Origin of the sequence: Acinetobacter lwoffii, from assembly GCF_024129435.1 — a bacterium.
In the GTDB taxonomy this organism is placed as follows: domain Bacteria; phylum Pseudomonadota; class Gammaproteobacteria; order Pseudomonadales; family Moraxellaceae; genus Acinetobacter; species Acinetobacter lwoffii_F.
Genome location: NZ_JAMXXN010000002.1, coordinates 66,695 through 85,374 on the forward strand (window position 1 = coordinate 66,695; position 18,680 = coordinate 85,374).

The 18,680-nt window shown below is 44.9% G+C and carries 14 protein-coding genes; 12 read left to right on the top strand and 2 right to left on the bottom strand.

Annotation, left to right across the window (positions count from 1 at the left end):
- Positions 1 to 72 precede the first annotated feature (72 nt).
- Positions 73 to 1,476 carry an amino acid permease gene (locus tag NI455_RS01625; protein WP_004731814.1) on the bottom strand — a complete coding sequence of 468 codons (1,404 nt, stop codon included), beginning with the start codon at positions 1,474 to 1,476 and terminating at the stop codon, positions 73 to 75.
- A gap of 319 nt (positions 1,477 to 1,795) precedes the next feature.
- Here NI455_RS01625 and NI455_RS01630 point away from each other — a divergent pair, with 319 nt between their 5' ends.
- On the top strand, positions 1,796 to 3,142 hold the full coding sequence (locus NI455_RS01630) for an alanine/glycine:cation symporter family protein (protein ID WP_253112090.1): 1,347 nt from the start codon (positions 1,796 to 1,798) through the stop codon (positions 3,140 to 3,142).
- Positions 3,143 to 3,237: 95 nt separating this feature from the next.
- Here NI455_RS01630 and NI455_RS01635 read toward each other — a convergent pair whose 3' ends face one another.
- A complete protein-coding gene (locus NI455_RS01635) occupies positions 3,238 to 3,642 on the bottom strand; it encodes a hypothetical protein (RefSeq protein ID WP_354269257.1) in 405 nt (134 codons plus the stop codon).
- Positions 3,643 to 3,816: 174 nt separating this feature from the next.
- Here NI455_RS01635 and radA point away from each other — a divergent pair, with 174 nt between their 5' ends.
- From radA to NI455_RS01690, 11 genes are all read left to right on the top strand, one after another.
- Complete coding sequence (radA, locus tag NI455_RS01640; RefSeq protein ID WP_004731817.1) at positions 3,817 to 5,208, top strand: DNA repair protein RadA; 1,392 nt, start codon at positions 3,817 to 3,819, stop codon at positions 5,206 to 5,208.
- Between the two features lie 118 nt (positions 5,209 to 5,326).
- Positions 5,327 to 6,331 carry a Tim44 domain-containing protein gene (locus NI455_RS01645; protein WP_253112094.1) on the top strand — a complete coding sequence of 335 codons (1,005 nt, stop codon included), beginning with the start codon at positions 5,327 to 5,329 and terminating at the stop codon, positions 6,329 to 6,331.
- 226 nt (positions 6,332 to 6,557) lie between these two features.
- A complete protein-coding gene (locus tag NI455_RS01650; protein WP_253112096.1) occupies positions 6,558 to 6,914 on the top strand; it encodes a hypothetical protein in 357 nt (118 codons plus the stop codon).
- Between the two features lies 1 nt (position 6,915).
- On the top strand, positions 6,916 to 8,637 hold the full coding sequence (locus NI455_RS01655; RefSeq protein ID WP_253112098.1) for a PepSY-associated TM helix domain-containing protein: 1,722 nt from the start codon (positions 6,916 to 6,918) through the stop codon (positions 8,635 to 8,637).
- On the top strand, positions 8,634 to 8,972 hold the full coding sequence (locus NI455_RS01660; RefSeq protein WP_253112100.1) for a DUF3325 family protein: 339 nt from the start codon (positions 8,634 to 8,636) through the stop codon (positions 8,970 to 8,972). The genes NI455_RS01655 and NI455_RS01660 overlap by 4 nt, the downstream gene beginning before the upstream one ends.
- 97 nt (positions 8,973 to 9,069) lie before the next feature.
- Complete coding sequence (locus NI455_RS01665) at positions 9,070 to 9,594, top strand: tetratricopeptide repeat protein (protein WP_005103918.1); 525 nt, start codon at positions 9,070 to 9,072, stop codon at positions 9,592 to 9,594.
- A gap of 378 nt (positions 9,595 to 9,972) precedes the next feature.
- Positions 9,973 to 11,355, top strand: a complete 1,383-nt coding sequence (gene ahcY / locus NI455_RS01670) for an adenosylhomocysteinase (RefSeq protein WP_218209267.1) — start codon at positions 9,973 to 9,975, stop codon at positions 11,353 to 11,355.
- A gap of 182 nt (positions 11,356 to 11,537) precedes the next feature.
- Entirely contained in the window at positions 11,538 to 12,374 is an 837-nt protein-coding gene (gene metF, locus NI455_RS01675) for a methylenetetrahydrofolate reductase [NAD(P)H] (RefSeq protein WP_253112101.1), read from the top strand.
- A gap of 37 nt (positions 12,375 to 12,411) precedes the next feature.
- Positions 12,412 to 13,122 carry a 16S rRNA (uracil(1498)-N(3))-methyltransferase gene (locus tag NI455_RS01680; protein WP_253112103.1) on the top strand — a complete coding sequence of 237 codons (711 nt, stop codon included), beginning with the start codon at positions 12,412 to 12,414 and terminating at the stop codon, positions 13,120 to 13,122.
- A gap of 176 nt (positions 13,123 to 13,298) precedes the next feature.
- Positions 13,299 to 16,175, top strand: coding sequence for a putative bifunctional diguanylate cyclase/phosphodiesterase (locus NI455_RS01685; protein ID WP_253112105.1), 2,877 nt, complete (start codon positions 13,299 to 13,301; stop codon positions 16,173 to 16,175).
- 140 nt (positions 16,176 to 16,315) lie between these two features.
- On the top strand, positions 16,316 to 18,595 hold the full coding sequence (locus NI455_RS01690; RefSeq protein WP_004645736.1) for an NADP-dependent malic enzyme: 2,280 nt from the start codon (positions 16,316 to 16,318) through the stop codon (positions 18,593 to 18,595).
- The last annotated feature ends 85 nt before the right edge of the window (positions 18,596 to 18,680 follow it).

Below are 18,680 nucleotides of genomic sequence, written 5' to 3' on the forward strand. Positions count from 1 at the left end.
CGTTAAACGCTAGAGAGTATCTTTAGACAAAAAAAAACGCCAGCAGATCGCTGACGTTTTTATTGATAAGGTTTATTTATGTTTCTGTTTATAGAAACCAAAATAGCCAATGATTAGCAGGATAAACCAGATCGGACTGATCATCAGTGCCTGGCGAGTATCCTCTTCCAGCGCTAAGACCACGATCATGCTCAGGAAGAAGATAATCACGATCCAACAGGTCACTAAACCACCTGGTAATTTAAAGGTCGATTTGGCATGCAGCTCTGGTCGTGTTTTGTAATACACGATATAGCTCCAGATAATGATGATCCAGACACAGATAAACAGAATCGTGGATAAAGTCGTTGCCAAGGTAAAGGCCCGAACGGTATCCGGAACAAAATACTGAAGTGCTGCACCCAGCAACAAACACACGGCAGAAAAATACAGGGCATTTGCAGGCACTGCGCGACGGTTCAAGCGACCAAAGGCAACCGGTGCCTGCTCTTCACGCGACAGGCCAAACAGCATACGGCTGGTCGAGAATACGCCACTGTTCATCGATGACATCACCGAGGACAATACCACCAGGTTCATGATAATCGCAGCCGCTGCAATGCCAGCCTGACTGAACAGGTTTACAAAGGGCGAAACATTCGGGTCAATCTGGTTCCATGGAGTTACTGACATCACAATGAGCAGTGCCAATACATAGAAAATAATGATACGGATCGGAATAGAGTTCACCGCTTTTGGCAGGTTCTTTTCCGGATCTTTGGTTTCAGCCGCGGTAGTCCCCACCAGTTCCACCCCCACAAAGGCAAAGATCGCAATCTGGAAACCGGCCAGGAAGCCCATGGCACCCGTTGGGAACAAACCGCCATGCTCCCAGATATGACTAAAGGATGCGACCGTACCAACATCATTGGTAAAGCCAGTAAACACCATCCACAGACCAACAGCAATCAGCACCACAATGGCGATAATTTTGACCAGGGCAAACCAGAATTCCATTTCACCAAACAGTTTTACCGTGACCAGATTCAGCCCCATGATAAACACAATCGCGGCAACACTGATCATGACGCCTTCTTCAGGGCTAAAGGGCAAGCCATTATTGAAGAATTGCAGATAGTAAATAATGGCTGACAGATCTGCGATCCCGATGGTGATCCAGCACAGCCAGTAGGTCCAGCCGACAAAGTATCCGGCCCAAGGCCCGATCAGATCCGTGGCAAAATCAATAAATGATTTATATTGTAAATTGGAGAGCAACAACTCACCCAATGCACGCATCACCAGAAAGACCATAAAACCGATGATCATATAGATCACCAGAATCGAAGGACCTGCGAGACTGATGGTTTTACCCGAACCCATAAACAGGCCGGTTCCGATGGCGCCCCCAATGGCAATTAACTGTAGGTGCCGATTGGACAAACTCCGCTTTAATTCACCGTGCTCTGCCGACGAATTGTTATATTTTTCTGACATTATTAATTACAACTTTGAGTTTTACTCGCGACAAATTAACGTAAAAAATGCTGAATACAAAAATAAAATTTGCATCATTTGTATTTCCTGATTAATTGAAGAAGTTAATTTATTTTTCTTATATCGCTCTACGGTTACACTTCTGCTTTATTTTTGACCTGCGATATTCCAGTAATTTCTTGTCAAATTTTTAAAACTGTGTAAAAAATAGAACACTATTCAGTCAATTTATGCATTCAGGATGAATGTATCTGGCATAGCAATTGCTTTTTAATCAATACCTCGAACTACACAGACATGGATCAATAAGAAGAATTTTATGCAAAATTTACAAAGTTTAATGGAAACTTTAAGCGGCTGGGTGTGGGGCCCTTATATGCTGGTACTGATTGTTGGTACCGGGATCTTCCTCACCTTCCGTTTATTGTTCTGGCAGTTCCGCATGTTGCCCCTAGCCTTCAAACAGGTCTTTGGCAAGCATCCTGACCACTCAGGGGACATTTCCCAATTCGCTTCACTCATGACCGCACTCTCTGCCACGATTGGTACCGGTAACATTGCCGGCGTAGCCACTGCCTGTGTCCTCGGTGGTCCGGGCGCCGTGTTCTGGATGTGGATGACTGCCTTGTTTGGTATGGCGACCAAATATGGCGAAGGTGTTCTGGCAGTCAAATACCGAGTGAAAAATGAGAAAGGTGAAATGTCCGGTGGTCCGATGTACTACATCGAACGTGGTCTGAAATGGAAATGGCTGGCACTGATTTTCGCTTTGTTCGGGACACTAGCTTCTTTTGGGATCGGCAGTTCAGTACAGTCGAATACTGTAGCACTGGCGGTTGAAAACAGCTTGGGCATCGAAACCTGGATGACAGGCATTATTATTACTGCCTTTTCAGCACTGGTGATTTTGGGCGGGATCAAATCGATTTCCAAAGCTTCTTCTGTGATCGTGCCGATTATGGCAGTGGGTTATGTTGCTGGCGGTTTGATTATTATTTTAAATAATCTGGAACTGGTCGTGCCGGCACTAAAAATGATCTTCACCTATGCCTTTACCGGCGAAGCTGCAGTGGGCGGTGCGATTGGTGCAGCGATTCGTTATGGTGTAGCACGTGGTGTATTCTCTAACGAAGCCGGTATGGGTTCTGCGCCGATTGCTGCCGCAGCGGCAAAAACCGATCATCCAGCCCGTCAAGGTCTGGTGTCTATGACCGGTACCTTCATTGATACGATTATTGTCTGTTCAATTACCGGTATTGTTCTGGTGATGGGTTATATCATGGCCGGTAATTCATTCGGAGATCAAACCGGTGCCGTATTGACCATCGGTGTGTTCGACAAGCTGCTGCCGGGTGTCGGTGGTTGGGTGGTCACTTTCGGTATTATTTTCTTCGCCTATTCCACCATTTTAGGCTGGAGCTACTACGGTGAAAAATGTGCCACCTATTTACTCGGTGAAAAATTCGTACTGCCTTACCGTATCATTTACATTGCTACAGTTTTCATTGGCTGTGTGGCCACACTGGATCTGGTCTGGCTATTTGCCGACACCTTTAACGGCCTGATGGCGGTTCCAAACCTGATTGGCTTATTACTCCTGTCTGGTGTTATTGCCAAAGAGTCGAAAGACTTCATTGCAAGACGTAAATCTGGTGAACTTTATTAATTGATAAGTTATTTAACTACTCAACTCAAATAGTAAAAAGCCACGTTAATCGTGGCTTTTTATGCTTCATCTTTTCTATTCTTCATCGTAAAAATTTAGCAACGTAAACCACTAAAAGCGAGCTTGTCCCACTCAGATTCAAGTTCCAGTGCCAGTCCTAAAGATAAAACAAAAAACTGAATGCCTTCAATTTTCATATTGCCCTGTTCATCTTCCAGATACTCACTCAGTTTTTGATAGGTTTTATGATGCAAATCAAAAGGTACATCCAGATAAAGACCACCTAGGTAGATTTCACTATGGACGGTTTGATCCACACCTAAACACGGCATATAGACAATGCCCTGTTGCTCTAGCCAGCCGATCAACATTTGGCGAACCGAGTTTGCGTCCCGATCTGGATGTACATAATGATCAAAATGCACAAACAGCACATCACGGTTTTTTTCGCGTGCGATCGCATCAATATGTTTCAACAATTGTGACAAGATCTGTTCCATTCCAGCATAACAAGATGGGCATTATAGACGGCGTTGACGCATAGCATTCAAATCAGCATAAATAAAAACGACAAGCCTTGTCGTAAAAACCATGATTTTTCAGGTGAAAGGCTTGGTTTTCTATAGCATTCACCGCTATGCTGTCACTCAATTTCAATCGCTACATCTTCAAATATGGCTAAAGCAAAAAGTGTGTATCGTTGTGAACAGTGTGGTGCCGATCATCCAAAATGGTCGGGGCAGTGTTCTGAATGCGGGGAATGGAACAGCCTGGTTGAGGTGACCATTGCACCGGCAGTGACGCATCGCGCCCAGCCAAAAATCGGTGGTGGATATGCAGGCCAGGCGTCCAGCATCACGACTTTAAATCAGGTCTCAGTCTCTCATGAAACTCGTCTGCCGACGGGTATCAGCGAATTTGACCGGGTCTTGGGTGGCGGACTTGTCACTGGTTCGGTGGTCCTAATCGGCGGTGATCCCGGGATTGGTAAATCTACCATCTTGCTACAAACAGCCACACACATGGCATCTGCCAAAAATCCGGCCCTGTATGTGACCGGTGAGGAATCCTTGTCTCAGGTGGCTTTACGTGCCCAGCGTCTGGATCTGCCGACCGACCAGCTCAAAGTCATGGCAGAAACCTGCGTCGAACGTATTTGTGAAGTACTGGCCCAGCAACGTCCTGCGGTGGCAATCCTGGACTCGATCCAAACCCTGTACACCGAAACCCTGCAATCTGCACCAGGTGGTGTCTCACAAATTCGTGAATCAGCGGCCTTGTTGACCCGTTTTGCCAAAAATAGTGGCACGTCTTTGTTTCTGGTCGGTCATGTAACTAAAGAAGGCGCACTGGCCGGCCCACGTGTACTGGAACATATGGTGGACTGTGTGCTGTATTTTGAAGGCCAGTCGGATTCACGTTACCGGATGATCCGAGCGGTCAAAAACCGTTTTGGTGCGGTCAATGAGCTCGGTGTGTTCGGCATGACCGATAAAGGTCTGCGCGAAGTTTCCAATCCTTCAGCCATCTTTTTAAGCCGTTATGATGAAGCGATTCCCGGTTCGATTGTAATGATCAGCCGCGAAGGTACGCGCCCGCTACTGGTTGAGGTTCAGGCACTGGTCGATGATGCACATGGCCAACCAAGACGCGTAGCGCTTGGTTTGGATCAGAACCGTCTAAATATGCTCCTTGCAGTCATGCATCGGCATGGTGGTGTGCAAACCTCCGGCCAGGATGTTTATGTCAATATTGTCGGTGGATTGAAAATTACCGAAACAGGTTCGGATCTGGCGGTACTTCTCGCCTGCGCTTCCAGCATTCGTGGCAAAGCCTTACCGCAACAGCTGGCGGTTTTTGGGGAAGTCGGACTGTCTGGAGAGATTCGCCCTGTGCCGAACGGTCAGGAACGGCTGAAAGAAGCGATTAAACATGGTTTTAAATACATTATTGTCCCTCGCGGCAATGCACCGCAAAAATCCATCGAGGGCGTGCAAATTATTGCAGTTGCGCGTTTACATGAAGCCTTGAGCGAGGCAATGGCGCTGAGTGATGAACTCAATTAACTGTAAACCGGCTCATTTCGTATAAAGAGCAAAAAAATACAGATTTTTGATTGAAATTCCACACAAAGCCTATATAAATAGACTGTACAAACAGGTTTTATTCTCATAGGAAAAATGAATGGAAGTTCGACAGCGCGGTTTGATCACAGGTATCTTGACAGCAGTTTTATTGGTTGCGCCTTTTGCAGCTGAAGCAAAACGTGCCGGTGGCGGTAAAAGTCACGGCATGCAACGTTCTGCACAACCTACTCAATCTTATCAACAACCTCGTCAAGCTGCGCCTGCTCAACAAGCGCCAGTTGCCGGTGCTGCAACCCAGCAAAAATCTGGTCCGGGTGTCGGCGGCATGGTTGCCGCGGGTGTAGCCGGTGCTGCGATTGGTGCAGTTGCTGCCAATGCCTTGGCGGATGATCAAAGTGTAGCAGCATCTGAAGCTCAGGCTGCTCAAGCAGAAGAGGAAAAAGGTGGTATTCCGGGCTGGATCTGGATCCTTCTTGCTGCTGCTGTTGCCTTCTTCATTTTCCGTAAAATGGGTGCAAAAAAAAAAGTAGCTTCTAACCCATACGCGCCAAATAGCGGTGCTGGTAATACAGCACCTTTTGGTCAGGCACCGACTGCACCTCGCGGTGGTGACAGTACCAATATTTTTGGCCAGAATGTAGGTGGTCAAACGTTAAGCAATAATGCTCCGTTTGGTTCTGCTCCGGTAAATAACGCGCCTTTTGGTGCAGCTTATACCCAAAGTGGCAGCCAGTTACCGGATGGTACTGAACCTGCAGCATTCTTGCGTGTAGCGCGTCAGCGTTTTAACCATATCCAGTCTATGAATACAGCAAGCAACATTTCTGAAATTCAGCGTTACTTGACCCCTGATCTTTATCAGTCAATGTATAACGACATTATGAGCAATCAGGATCAGGATGTTGCCGAGTTTTCAAATCTGAATGCGATGGTCGTCGATTCATCGACTGACAATGGCCAGTATATTGTGAGCGTACGTTTTACCGGTACGGTCAGCGAAGACTTAAACAGCTTGCCGCAACCGTTCGCAGAAATCTGGCATTTCACCAAACCAGCAGGTTCAAATCAGGACTGGGTGGTTGCAGGTATTCAGCAAGACTAATCGTGAATAAATGAAGTGTAGACAGCGGCCCTCGAGCCGCTGTTTTTATTTTTAAGCCTTATATTTTGATCTATTTTAACTCTATTTCCTTCTCTCTTTTTTAACCTCACTTCCAGTTTTACTTATTTTTCATATAAATAGTTCAGCAACCTATATTTAAAATCTAAACAATAATTGTTATCATTCTCATAAAACAACTTTCTCAAGTATACAGACAGATTTCTCGATGATGAATAGTCCGAATATGCAAGCTATAGCGACTGAAACAGTCACTGCACCGAAACCATCAAGCAAAAATAAAGTCAAAGCCAATATGCTGGCTTACCGTGGGATGATTTTATATCGCTTTATTCTGGCGGGTGCTGGCGGTTATCTACTGGCTACACTGGCAACGATCGTGATTGCCCAGCTTTTTATCGGCAGTGGAAGCAGTGCTGCCATGTCCGCGACCCTGATTGGCTTTAGCTTGAATACTGCTGCATTTATCTGGGTATTTATGGCGAATAAAACCCTCAAAGCTACGTTCGGGATCGCGATTCCCGGTGTTTTGCTCTATATCGCCTATAAGCTTTTAGGAAATTAAAATGAGAATAGATGCAAAACCCGAAGGTCCGCGCCAGTCGATGGCATGGTTGCATACTTGGGCCAGTCTGATTTTAGGCTGGCTTTTATATGCGATATTTTTAACGGGAACCTTAAGTTTTTTCCAGAACGAAATTACCGTCTGGATGAAACCGGAATTTCATCAATCAGTTCCACCAAAGACTCAAATCGAACAAACCCGTGTGGCACTGGCTTATCTGCAACAGCACCATGCGGATGCTGGCAGCTGGGCAATCCAGCTTCCTAACTCACGCCAAAATATCACCACACTCAATATTCGCAGTGCTGGCGAAGATCCGCGCGCCCGTCGTGGCGGTACCCGTGTAACCATTGACAGTACAACCGGCGAAGTTTTGCAAGTCCGTGAAACACGTGGTGGCTCCTTCCTATACCGCTTCCATTTTGAACTGTATGGCCTACCCCGGATCTGGGCGCGCTGGATTGTCGGTATTGCCACCCTGCTTATGCTGGTGGCAATCATCAGCGGTGTAATTACCCATAAAAAAATCTTCAAAGACTTTTTCACTTTCCGTTCGGGCAAAGGTCAGCGTTCCTGGCTGGATGCGCATAATGCTACTGCGGTATTTGCCCTGCCATTTCATATCATGATTACATTCAGTGGATTGTTATTGTTGCTTTTTACTCTGATGCCTTGGGGCGTGAACCAGATTTATGAAAATCGTGGAGCATTTCTGCAAGATCAGCGTAAGAGCTTGATTCAGGATAATAGTATTCAGACTGAATCCCGTGACAGCGAACAGCGCCGACCGCGGGGCGAAGAACGAAATCGTGGTGAGCGCAGCGAAATGTCTGCACGCAGTGAAGGTCGCCGCTCTCGTGATGGAATGCAAGCTGCACCTCCTGCACCGTTAACCGATCTAGCTCCGATCTTGGCAACAGCAGAGAAAGAATGGAGAAATAACCCGATTGGCACGATAACTATTATCCAGCCAAATACCATAAAAGCTGAAATTGAACTTCGTGCCTTAAACGGAGTCAGCGTAGCTTATCGTAATGTTTATCCGAGCCTTGCTTTTAATGGCGTAACAGGTGAATTAAAGCCGGATCAAACCACACTGAAAACGCCTTCGGTTGCAAATGGTATTTATAATGTATTCACCACACTGCATGAAGCTCGGGGTGTAGATTTGGCGCTTCGCTGGTTACTGTTTATGTCTGGCGTGGTCGGCACCTTGATGATTGCCACTGGCTTGATTCTATGGTGTGTTAAACGTGCACCGCAACAACAGAAACAAGGCTATAAATCGTTTGGTTATCGTCTTGTGGAAGTCACCAATATCGCTGCCATTATTGGTTTACCTGTTGCCTGTGCTGCCTATTTCTATGCCAACCGTTTTATTCCGGCAGACATGGACATGCGACTGAACTGGGAGATTCGTAGCTTCTTTATTGTCTGGTTGCTGACCTTAGTTTACGCCATGATTCGTAGCAATCGACAAGCCTGGCTAGAGCTACTCGTGCTTGCAACTGTGGCATTCGCATTGTTGCCAATCATTAATTTCCTGACTGGAGGTCAGGCGATCTGGAATACCGTCCTGAATGCTCAATGGATGATTGCTTCTTTTGATCTGGCGATGTGGGTGCTTGCAATCCTGTTCTGGTTTGCATTCAAGAAAGTGAAAAATCATAAAAGCTTGCCACCGAAAAAATCCAAAGTGATGCTCAAGGAGAATCAGGCATGATGTTCTTCTTATTGATTTGGGCTTTGACGTCTCTCGGTTTATTTGCGCTTGCCGCATCCATGTCCAAACATCAAAAACAGATCTTTGCTCAAGAATTAGATACGTCCAAAACCAGACTGGCCAGCATTCTTGGCTGGATAATATTGATTCTGGCACTTATCCTGTGCCTGTTCGCTGGAACGATCAGCAACATGATCAGTTATTGGCTCGGCAGTTTAACTTTTGCGGCCTTGGTCGTAGCTTCAAGCCTGAGTTATCTGGCAAGTAGAATTAAAGTGATCGTAATGTTCTGTGTGTTCATCGCTTCGATCTCAGGGATTATTTGCTTGATCTAATCATTTGATTGATCAATCTCTTTAAAAAGCTGGCCTTCGGATTGGCTTTTTTTCTTTAAACCTTTTAGTCTACCCACAATATTTTTGAGATGTTGATATGACCCAGCGTGTTTCTCCCTCTGCTGTCCTGACCAATCTTGCCTTAGCCGGTAATGCTGAAGCGCAATTTGAACTGGCTGAGCTGTATATGCAAAGCGAGCATGATGATGACATCATTCTGGCTGAAGAATGGGCATTGAAAGCTGCCAACGGCGGGCTGGTGGATGCAATGTACTGGTTAGGTGAAGGTTATACCGTTTATGCCAAAGAATTAGCAGAAGAAGATCCGGAAGAATCCAAAGCTCACTTTGAGTTAGCCTATTACTGGTTAAGCAAGGCCAATATCGAGAAGCACCCTGCTGCGACTTTAGAGCTGGCCGGTTTCTACCGTCGTGGTGATGTGATTGAAAAAGATGTAGAGAAATCGATTTCTTTAGTCAAACAGGCTGCGGAATGGGGTGAAGTTCAGGCCATGCGCGATCTTGCTTTTATTTATGGGAACGGTTTAGGTGTTGTCGCTGATGACATACAGGCAGATTACTGGACACAAAAAGCAGATAAGATTGAACAGGAAATAGAATAAATAAAAAGCCCGTCAGATGATGGGCTTTTTTAAACGCATAATCATGACGATAAAATTAAATATCGTGCTTATTCCCCTGTAAGGCGGGAGAATCAAAAAAAGAATAAATAGAAAATATTCGATTTTAATGCCTACAGGCTGACAGGCTTTTGATCAACTAAAAACTCAAAACTTAGAAAACAATTAATATTATCTTTTTTCAACTTGGCTCATTCATAGAATCCAAGTACAATACTGCGCTAGTCGAGGGATGCTGCGACGTTTTACAGGCACTAAATGTAAAATCGCTAGGCTCGACCATCGGTCAGACATTCGTTCTGATCAACAACGGCATCCGCGAACAGAACGATCCAATCTATTTTTTCCTAGGAGATCCTGATGAACGCGGTTACTGCTTCATTTACAGATTACAAAGTTGCTGATATTTCACTTGCTGATTACGGCCGTAAAGAAATTAAACTTGCTGAAGCTGAAATGCCAGCCCTCATGGGTCTGCGTAAACGCTATTCGGCAGCAAAACCACTTGCAGGCGCGAAAATTCTCGGCTGTATCCACATGACTATTCAAACAGCTGTTCTTATTGAAACACTGGTTGAATTAGGCGCAGAAGTTCGTTGGACGTCATGTAACATCTTCTCAACTCAAGACCATGCTGCTGCTGCTATCGCTGCTGCAGGCATTCCTGTGTTTGCCTGGAAAGGTGAAACTGAAGAAGAATACATGTGGTGTCTTGAACAACAAATCAATGTAAATGGCACGCCTTGGGATGCCAACATGATTCTTGACGATGGCGGTGATTTAACGCTACTTGTTCACGAAAAATACCCAGAAGTGATTGCAAAAATTCACGGTGTAACTGAAGAAACAACGACAGGTGTTCAACGTCTGTACGAAATGCTTCGTGACGGTACTTTAAAAGTTCCTGCAATCAACGTAAACGATTCAGTAACCAAGTCTAAAAACGACAACAAATACGGTTGCCGCCATTCACTAAATGATGCAATCAAACGTGGTACAGATATGCTTTTATCTGGCCGTCGTGCGCTTGTAATCGGTTACGGTGACGTAGGTAAAGGTTCTGCTCAATCTCTTCGTCAAGAAGGCATGATTGTACGCGTAACTGAAGTTGACCCAATCTGTGCTATGCAAGCATGTATGGACGGTTATGAAGTTGTATCTCCATACAAAAATGGCGTACAAACAGGTAAGAAAGAAGACATCAACGTTGATCTTCTTCAAAACACTGACCTTATCGTGACTACAACGGGTAACTACCACGTTTGTGATTCAGCAATGCTTGATTCATTAAAAGCTGGCGCAGTTGTTTGTAACATCGGTCACTTTGATACTGAAATTGATACAGCTTACCTACGTGGCTACAAGTGGGTTGAAGTTAAACCTCAAGTACACCAGGTGTATCGTTCAGAAAATGAAAATGATTACCTGATCCTTCTTTCTGAAGGCCGTTTGGTGAACCTTGGTAATGCGACTGGTCACCCATCACGTATTATGGATGGCTCATTTGCCAACCAGGTATTGGGTCAAATGCATTTATTCGCTGAGAAATTTGCTGATCTTCCAGAATCTGAAAAAGCTGCACAAATTCGTGTAGAACTTCTTCCTAAGAAATTAGATGAAGAAGTTGCTGCTGCGATGGTTGCTGGTTTCGGTGGTGTCTTGACTCAATTGACTCAAGAACAAGCGGATTACTTAGGCGTTCAAGTTGAAGGTCCGTTTAAATCGGATGCTTATAAATACTAATTAAACTCAACCCTCTCCCTAACCCTCTCCCATAGGGAGAGGGAACATTCATTACCAAATGTATGTCATCGAGGGTAAGTCCTCTCCTGAGCGTGCTTAAAGCACTGCTTTGAAGCTCAGCGCAAGAGAGGATTTAGGAGAGGTAAAACTAATTAAAAAGTATTTATAAAAAGGATTTGAACATGTCTAAACAGATTCCAATTTCATTTGAATTCTTCCCAACCAAAACCGATGTAGGTGCGGAAAAACTCAAAGTTGTGCATCAAGAACTGCAACTGTTAAACCCAGAATTCTTCTCTGTGACCTATGGTGCTGGTGGTTCCACTCGTGAACGCACCCTGTCTACTATCAATGACTTTAATGGCAAAGGTGCACCTGTTGCCCCTCACCTGTCTTGTATTGGCGATGACAAAGCGCGTATTGCTGAACTTCTAGACCTGTACAAATCTCAAGGCATTAACCGTATTGTTGCCCTGCGTGGTGACTTGCCTTCTGGTCAGGTCGGTTTAGGTGAATTGCCTTATGCACAGGATCTGGTCCGCTTTATCCGCGAACATTCAGGCGATCATTTTAAAATTGAAGTCGCAGCTTATCCGGAAATGCATCCTCAGGCAGAAAGCTTTGACAAAGACATTCAGCACTTTGTTGAAAAAGTTCAGGCCGGTGCCAATGCCGCTTTAACTCAGTTTTTCTTCAATCCAGATGCTTACTTTTACTTTGTAGATCGCATCCAGAAAGCAGGAATCGATATTCCAGTTGCGCCAGGCATCATGCCAATTACCAATGCCAGCAACCTGATTCGCTTTGCTGATGGTACCGGTGCTGAAATTCCACGCTGGATTCGCAAGCAACTGGCAACTTATGGCGACGATACTGCCAGCATTAAAGCCTTTGGCCATGAAGTTGTGGTTAAATTCTGTGAGCGTCTGCTTGCAGGTGGTGCACCAAGTTTGCATTTTTACACCATGAACACTACTGACCCGACCCGTCAGCTGGTCACCGATCTTGGTTTAGCTTAAGCCCTTTATTTCACCGATTTTTTGAGTAGAACGATCAATGCCACGTTTTTATATAGATGCTGATTTAACTATTGATGTCAGCCTTGAGCTTACGGAAACTGTATTTCATCATTGGGTAAAGGTTTTACGCGCGCAAGTCGGTGAAAGCGCGACCCTGTTCAATGGACAGGGTGGCGAATATGACGTGACTTTAACCGAGGTTGCTAAAAAATCAGCCACAGTTTCGGTTAATGTATTTAATCCTGCCAATCGCACACCAAAGTTCCAGGCTTTGCTCGGTCAGGTGATGAGTAAAGGCGACCGTATGGATTATGCGATTCAGAAAGCAGTCGAACTGGGCGTTTCCGAAATTCAGCTGCTGACTTCGGATCGTTGTGAAATGCGTTTAAAGTATGATCGCGACCAGAAAAAGCTGGATCACTGGCAAGGCATTGCTATTGCGGCTTGTGAACAATGTGGTCTAAACATTGTACCCAAGATTTTAGCGCCCATTTCCCTAGAAAAATGGCTAGAAAATGAATTGCCAAACACCAAACTGGTTTTAGCACCCAATAAAGATGAAACAGATGTACTGGCAGAGGCGACCTTAGATCTTGCCCTGCTTATCGGCCCTGAAGGTGGCCTGAGTGAGGCAGAAATTAGTACTGCAAACCAGAAAGGTTTTCTCAACTGGTGTATAGGTAAGCGTGTACTACGTACCGAAACCGCTCCGGTTGTTGCCCTGTCAATTTTGAATTATGTGCTTTAGTTCATCGGATGGGTAAAAATTTGTCTTTAATTTTGTTGATTTTTACTTTTAAGACATCTAATCTCGACTAAAGAATAACAAATACTTATTAATTAATTTCACACATTTCCTGGGGTTTTTATAACAACAATGCACAAGGACAAAACCGTTTAGGATGAATACAGGCATTGAATCACATGGTTGATAATCAGGACGACTATATTCAGCAACATTTACATGATGCTCAGATTGCGAACACGCTTCGCCATAGTCGCTATTTTTTGCTCAGTATAATGGTAATTTGCCTTTATATTTTTTGTATTTATCACATTCAATATAGTCCCTCTAATACGTATTTTAATACCTGGTTTATTCTGACAGAACTCCTGGTCAGCATGTGCTGGCTGGTGAGTACGCTGTATTTTAAACCTGAACACTATAATCAAAAAAGTGCACACCGCTGGTTACAGATACAGAGTCTGGCTGTGGGCATCAGTATCGCGGCAGGTATTTTTACGATTTATTATTATTTGCCACAGGCCAATCCTGCATTTGAAGATATTGAAGCACTGACCTTGTCAGCCTTGTTGCTGATTGTTACCCAAGCCTTTGGTTTAACCTATTTAACCCAGAAACTGAGTTATTTCTGCCTGGCATTTTTACCGTCTTTACTGCCCTTTTTACTATCGCAAATTTATCATATCGGTCATTCCAATCCTTTCTTTGCACTGGCTTTAAACTTCGCCATGATTGTGATTCTGCTGTGTGCGACAAGTAGTTACCGCATTCATAGCCGTACCTCACGTCTATATGCGGAAAATGAGATTCTGGTGAAAAATGCCGAACAGCAAGTGCATTGGACTGATGAACTGTGCCAACAACTCAAAACTGAAGTCAATAAACCCAAAGACATTGAACTGCAATTACAGCTCAGTAATCAATTGCTGGAACAAAAAGTACGGGAACGTACTTATGATATTGAACAGATCAATCATGACCTGAAGAATCAGCAGCAAAACCTGGAACTTGCCCATGAAATTGCCGGCATTCGTCCATGGGACTGGAATATTCAAGAGCGCAGCATTACCTTAACCAATCATAAAGATGAAAAGATTCTGCGCGACTCCAAAGATCACCATCTGCAATTACAGTATCTGATTCACCCCGAAGATCTGGACTATTTTAAGCGCAATATGAAACAGCATTTGCGTGGCCAGATTGAACGCTATGATGCCACTTACCGGATCAAGCTCAGTGAAGGTGGCTGGAGTTGGGTGCATGATATTGGCCGTGTGATCAGTCGTGATCCTAAAAATAAAAAACCCTTGCGTATGGTGGGCATCCGTCGTGATATCCAGCAGGAACGTCTGTCTCAAGAACGTTTAAAGCTGGTGGCCAGTGTACTGGAACAGGCTGCGGAAGGGATTTTCATTCTGAATCCTGAATTAGATTATATCGATGTCAATCCTCACTACGAATACTTGAGCGGTTTTGAGCGTGACGAGATTATTGGTAAATCCTTATTTGATATTGCGGTGCAAAATAAATCCCAGCAACGTACTTTTCAGGCCAATATTGTCAAACAGATTCAAAAGATTGGCTCTTATGATGGAGAGGTCTATGCCAAATTTCTGTCTGGCAAAGAGTCGACCTTATGGCTGCATATTAATGCCGTGACTGATGATGAAGGCCGGATTACCCATTATATTGGCATTGTCTCGGATCTGACTGAACGTAAATTACAGGAACAGCGCCTGTCCTATCTGGAAAATTACGACACACTGACCGATTTACCAAACCGCTTCTACTATAACTATCAGCTACATCAATATCTAGTTTCGCAAAAAGACTCTATTAAAGAGATGGCTGTGATTCGGCTTAACATCGACCGTTTCCGGCCATTGAATGAATACCTGTCCAATAACGGCGGTGATGAACTTTTACGTCAGGTGGCGCAGCGGCTGCGCATGACCAATGCAGAAGCGCTATTTGTGGCACATCTAAATGGCGATGATTTTGCGATTCTCTATGAAATTTCACATATTCGCCCGTCAGTTCAGCACCATTGTGAACGCATCGCTCAGGCCTTTAGCAGACCGTTTAATATTTACGGTCAGGATCATGTGATTACTCTGTCCATGGGCGTGGCATTTTATCCGGACCATGGCCGTCAACTGGATTATTTAAATAACTGCGCCGAACAGGCATTGAACGAAGCCAAAAATCTCGGTGGCAATACCATTCATTTTTATTCTAGTGAAAATAATGCGTTACACAACAAAGGAGGTTTTCTGGAACGGGATTTGCGTAAAGCGATCCAGAATAATGAACTGGTTGTGTATTATCAGCCCAAAATCAATTTTAGTGATCAAAGCATTTATGGCTTTGAAGCGCTGATTCGCTGGAATCATCCAGAAAAAGGCATTATTGCGCCGGGGCTGTTTATCCCTTTAGCGGAACAGACCAGCCTGATTTCAGACATTGGCCGTCTGGTAATCCAGCAGGCCGCTAAACAGATTCGCCAATGGAATGATCTGGGTTTTAATCATATTTGTGTATCAGTCAATATCGTGGCACAGCAATTGCGTCGTGGTCAATTGCTCGATGATCTGGATCAGGCCATTGCAGACAACCAGATTTCTGGTACCAGTCTGGAACTGGAAATTACCGAATCTTCTTTAATTGAAAATTCGGAAGCGGTCAAAAATCTGCTGAATGAGATTAAACTGCGGCATATTCATATTGCCTTGGATGATTTCGGCACAGGTTATTCCTCCCTCTCCTATCTTGCTGATTTTCCGATTGATACCTTAAAAATTGATCGCAGTTTTGTTTGCAAGATTGGGGAAAACAAGCAGGCAGCCATTGTCAGTGCCATGGTGGCCATGGGTAAAGCCATGGGCATGACCGTGGTCGCAGAAGGGATCGAGACTGAAGAGCAGCTAGAATATCTACGTGATTTAGACTGTGATATTGCCCAAGGTTACTTATTTTCCAAACCGCTTCCTGAGCAGGATGCAACCGCTTATTTAGTGCGAGACAAGACACATCAGACTTATATATCTCAAGTCTAAGTCCATACCCGACCACAATAAGTTTGTTGGAAAAACGGACGTCTTTGTCTGTCCGAACTGGCCAACAAATGGTATATTCAGGAACATAAATAAATTTTTTGCCCGCTGACCGGGTAATCTTTACAACGATCGAGAGACTGATGGACGAACAATCTTTAAAGCAACAGGCCCTTTATTATCACGAATTTCCTACCCCGGGAAAAATCAGCGTTACACCAAGCAAACAATTGGTCAACCAACGTGACTTGGCCCTTGCTTACTCGCCTGGCGTAGCTGCACCATGTCTTGAGATTGAACGCGATCCTTCAACTGCTGCATTGTATACGGCTCGTGGCAACCTGGTTGCTGTCGTGACTAACGGTACTGCCGTGCTTGGCCTAGGTAATATTGGTCCTTTAGCCTCTAAACCAGTGATGGAAGGTAAAGGCGTATTATTCAAAAAATTTGCTGGCGTTGATGTATTCGATATCGAAATTGCTGAAAATGATCCAGACAAAATTGTGGATATTGTCGCTGCATTAGAACCGACTTTCGGCGGGATTAACCTTGAAGATATCAAGGCGCCAGAGTGTTTCTATATCGAGCAAAAATTGCGTGAACGCATGAATATTCCAGTATTCCATGATGATCAGCACGGTACTTCGATTATTGTCGGTTCTGCGCTCCTCAACGCGTTACAAATCAACGGTAAAAAAATTGAAGACATCAAGATCGTGGCTTCAGGCGCGGGTGCTGCTGCACTGTCTTGTTTAAATCTGCTTTGCGCTCTGGGTGCTAAAAAAGAGAACATCATCGTTGCCGATTCACGCGGTCTGCTGACTACACATCGCGAAGGCCTGGATGAATCTAAGAAAGCCTATGTACAAGACATTGAAGCTACTCAGCTTGGTGACGTGATTTCAGGTGCAGACATGTTCCTTGGTCTTTCTGCTGCGGGCATTTTGACCAAAGAAATGGTCAAGGTCATGGCTGAAGATCCGATCATCTTTGCCTTGGCGAACCCGGATCCAGAAATTCTGCCTGAACATGCGCATGAAGTTCGTGATGACGTGATCATGGCGACTGGTCGTTCTGACTATCCGAACCAGGTGAATAACGCACTGTGCTTCCCGTACATCTTCCGTGGTGCGCTGGACGTTGGCGCAACCACCATTAACGAAGAAATGAAAATTGCCTGTGTCCACGCGATCGCGCGTATGGCACACGTTGAAGCTGATGCGGCGACTTATGGTGAAAAATCGGCATCATTTGGCCGTGAATACCTGATTCCGGGCCCACTGGATCAACGTTTGATTCTAGAAATCGCACCTGCTGTTGCACAAGCAGCAATGGATTCTGGCGTGGCAACACGTCCAATCACGGATTTCTCGCATTATCGTCAACGTTTGTCTGAGTTTGTCTACAACTCTGCATTCATGATGAAACCAATCTTTGAACAGGCTAAATCTGATCCTAAACGTATTGCTTATGCAGAAGGTGAAGACCTGCGTGTACTTCGCGCAGTTCAAATCGCGGTAGATGACGGTTTGGCAATTCCGATTCTGGTAGGCCGTCCAGCTGTCATTGAAGCCAACATCAAAAAATTGGGTCTGCGTCTTGAAGATGGCGTGAATATCACGATTGTTGATCAGGAAAAGAACCCCAACTATGAAATGTTTGCAGACGATTACTACAACATTATGCAGCGCAAGGGTGTAACACCTGAATATGCACAGCGTGAAGCACGTCGCCGCTCTACCCTGATCGCAGCCATGCTTGTGAAACATGGTATGGCAGACGGTATGCTGTGTGGTACATATTCAAGCTATGACATTCACCTGGACTTCGTCAGCAATATCATTGGCAAGAAAGATGGTCATAACACCTTCTTTACCCTAAATGCCTTGATGCTTGAAGACCGCAACCTGTTCATTGCCGATACCTATGTCAACACCAATCCAACGGCTGAGCAGCTGGCTGAAATGACCATTCTAGCCGCTGAAGAAGTTCGCCGTTTTGGTATGACACCACGTATTGCCCTGCTGTCTCACTCAAGTTTCGGTTCAGACCAGCATGATGCTAGCGCGCAAAAAATGCGTAAGGTATATGACATCCTGTCTGAAATCGCGCCTGAGCTGGAAGTTGAAGGTGAAATGCACGGTGATGCTGCTCTGGATGAAAACATTCGTCAGTTTGCATTCCCGAATTCACGTTTCAAAGGCTCTGCAAACTTGCTAATCATGCCGAATCTAGATGCTGCCAATATCTCGTTTAACCTGTTAAAGGCAACTTCAGGCAACAACGTAACGATTGGTCCAATTCTTCTAGGTGCTGCGAAACCTGTGCACATCTTGACACCGACTGCGACCACGCGTCGTGTGATCAACATGACTGCACTGACTGTTGCAGAAATCCAGCAAGCGGAACAAGATGCACTTTAAGCCGATGACAAGATAACGACGCATCAGCCTCGTTTCTTAACTTGAGAAAACCTCTATTCTGTAGCATGATGCTTGTAAGAATAGA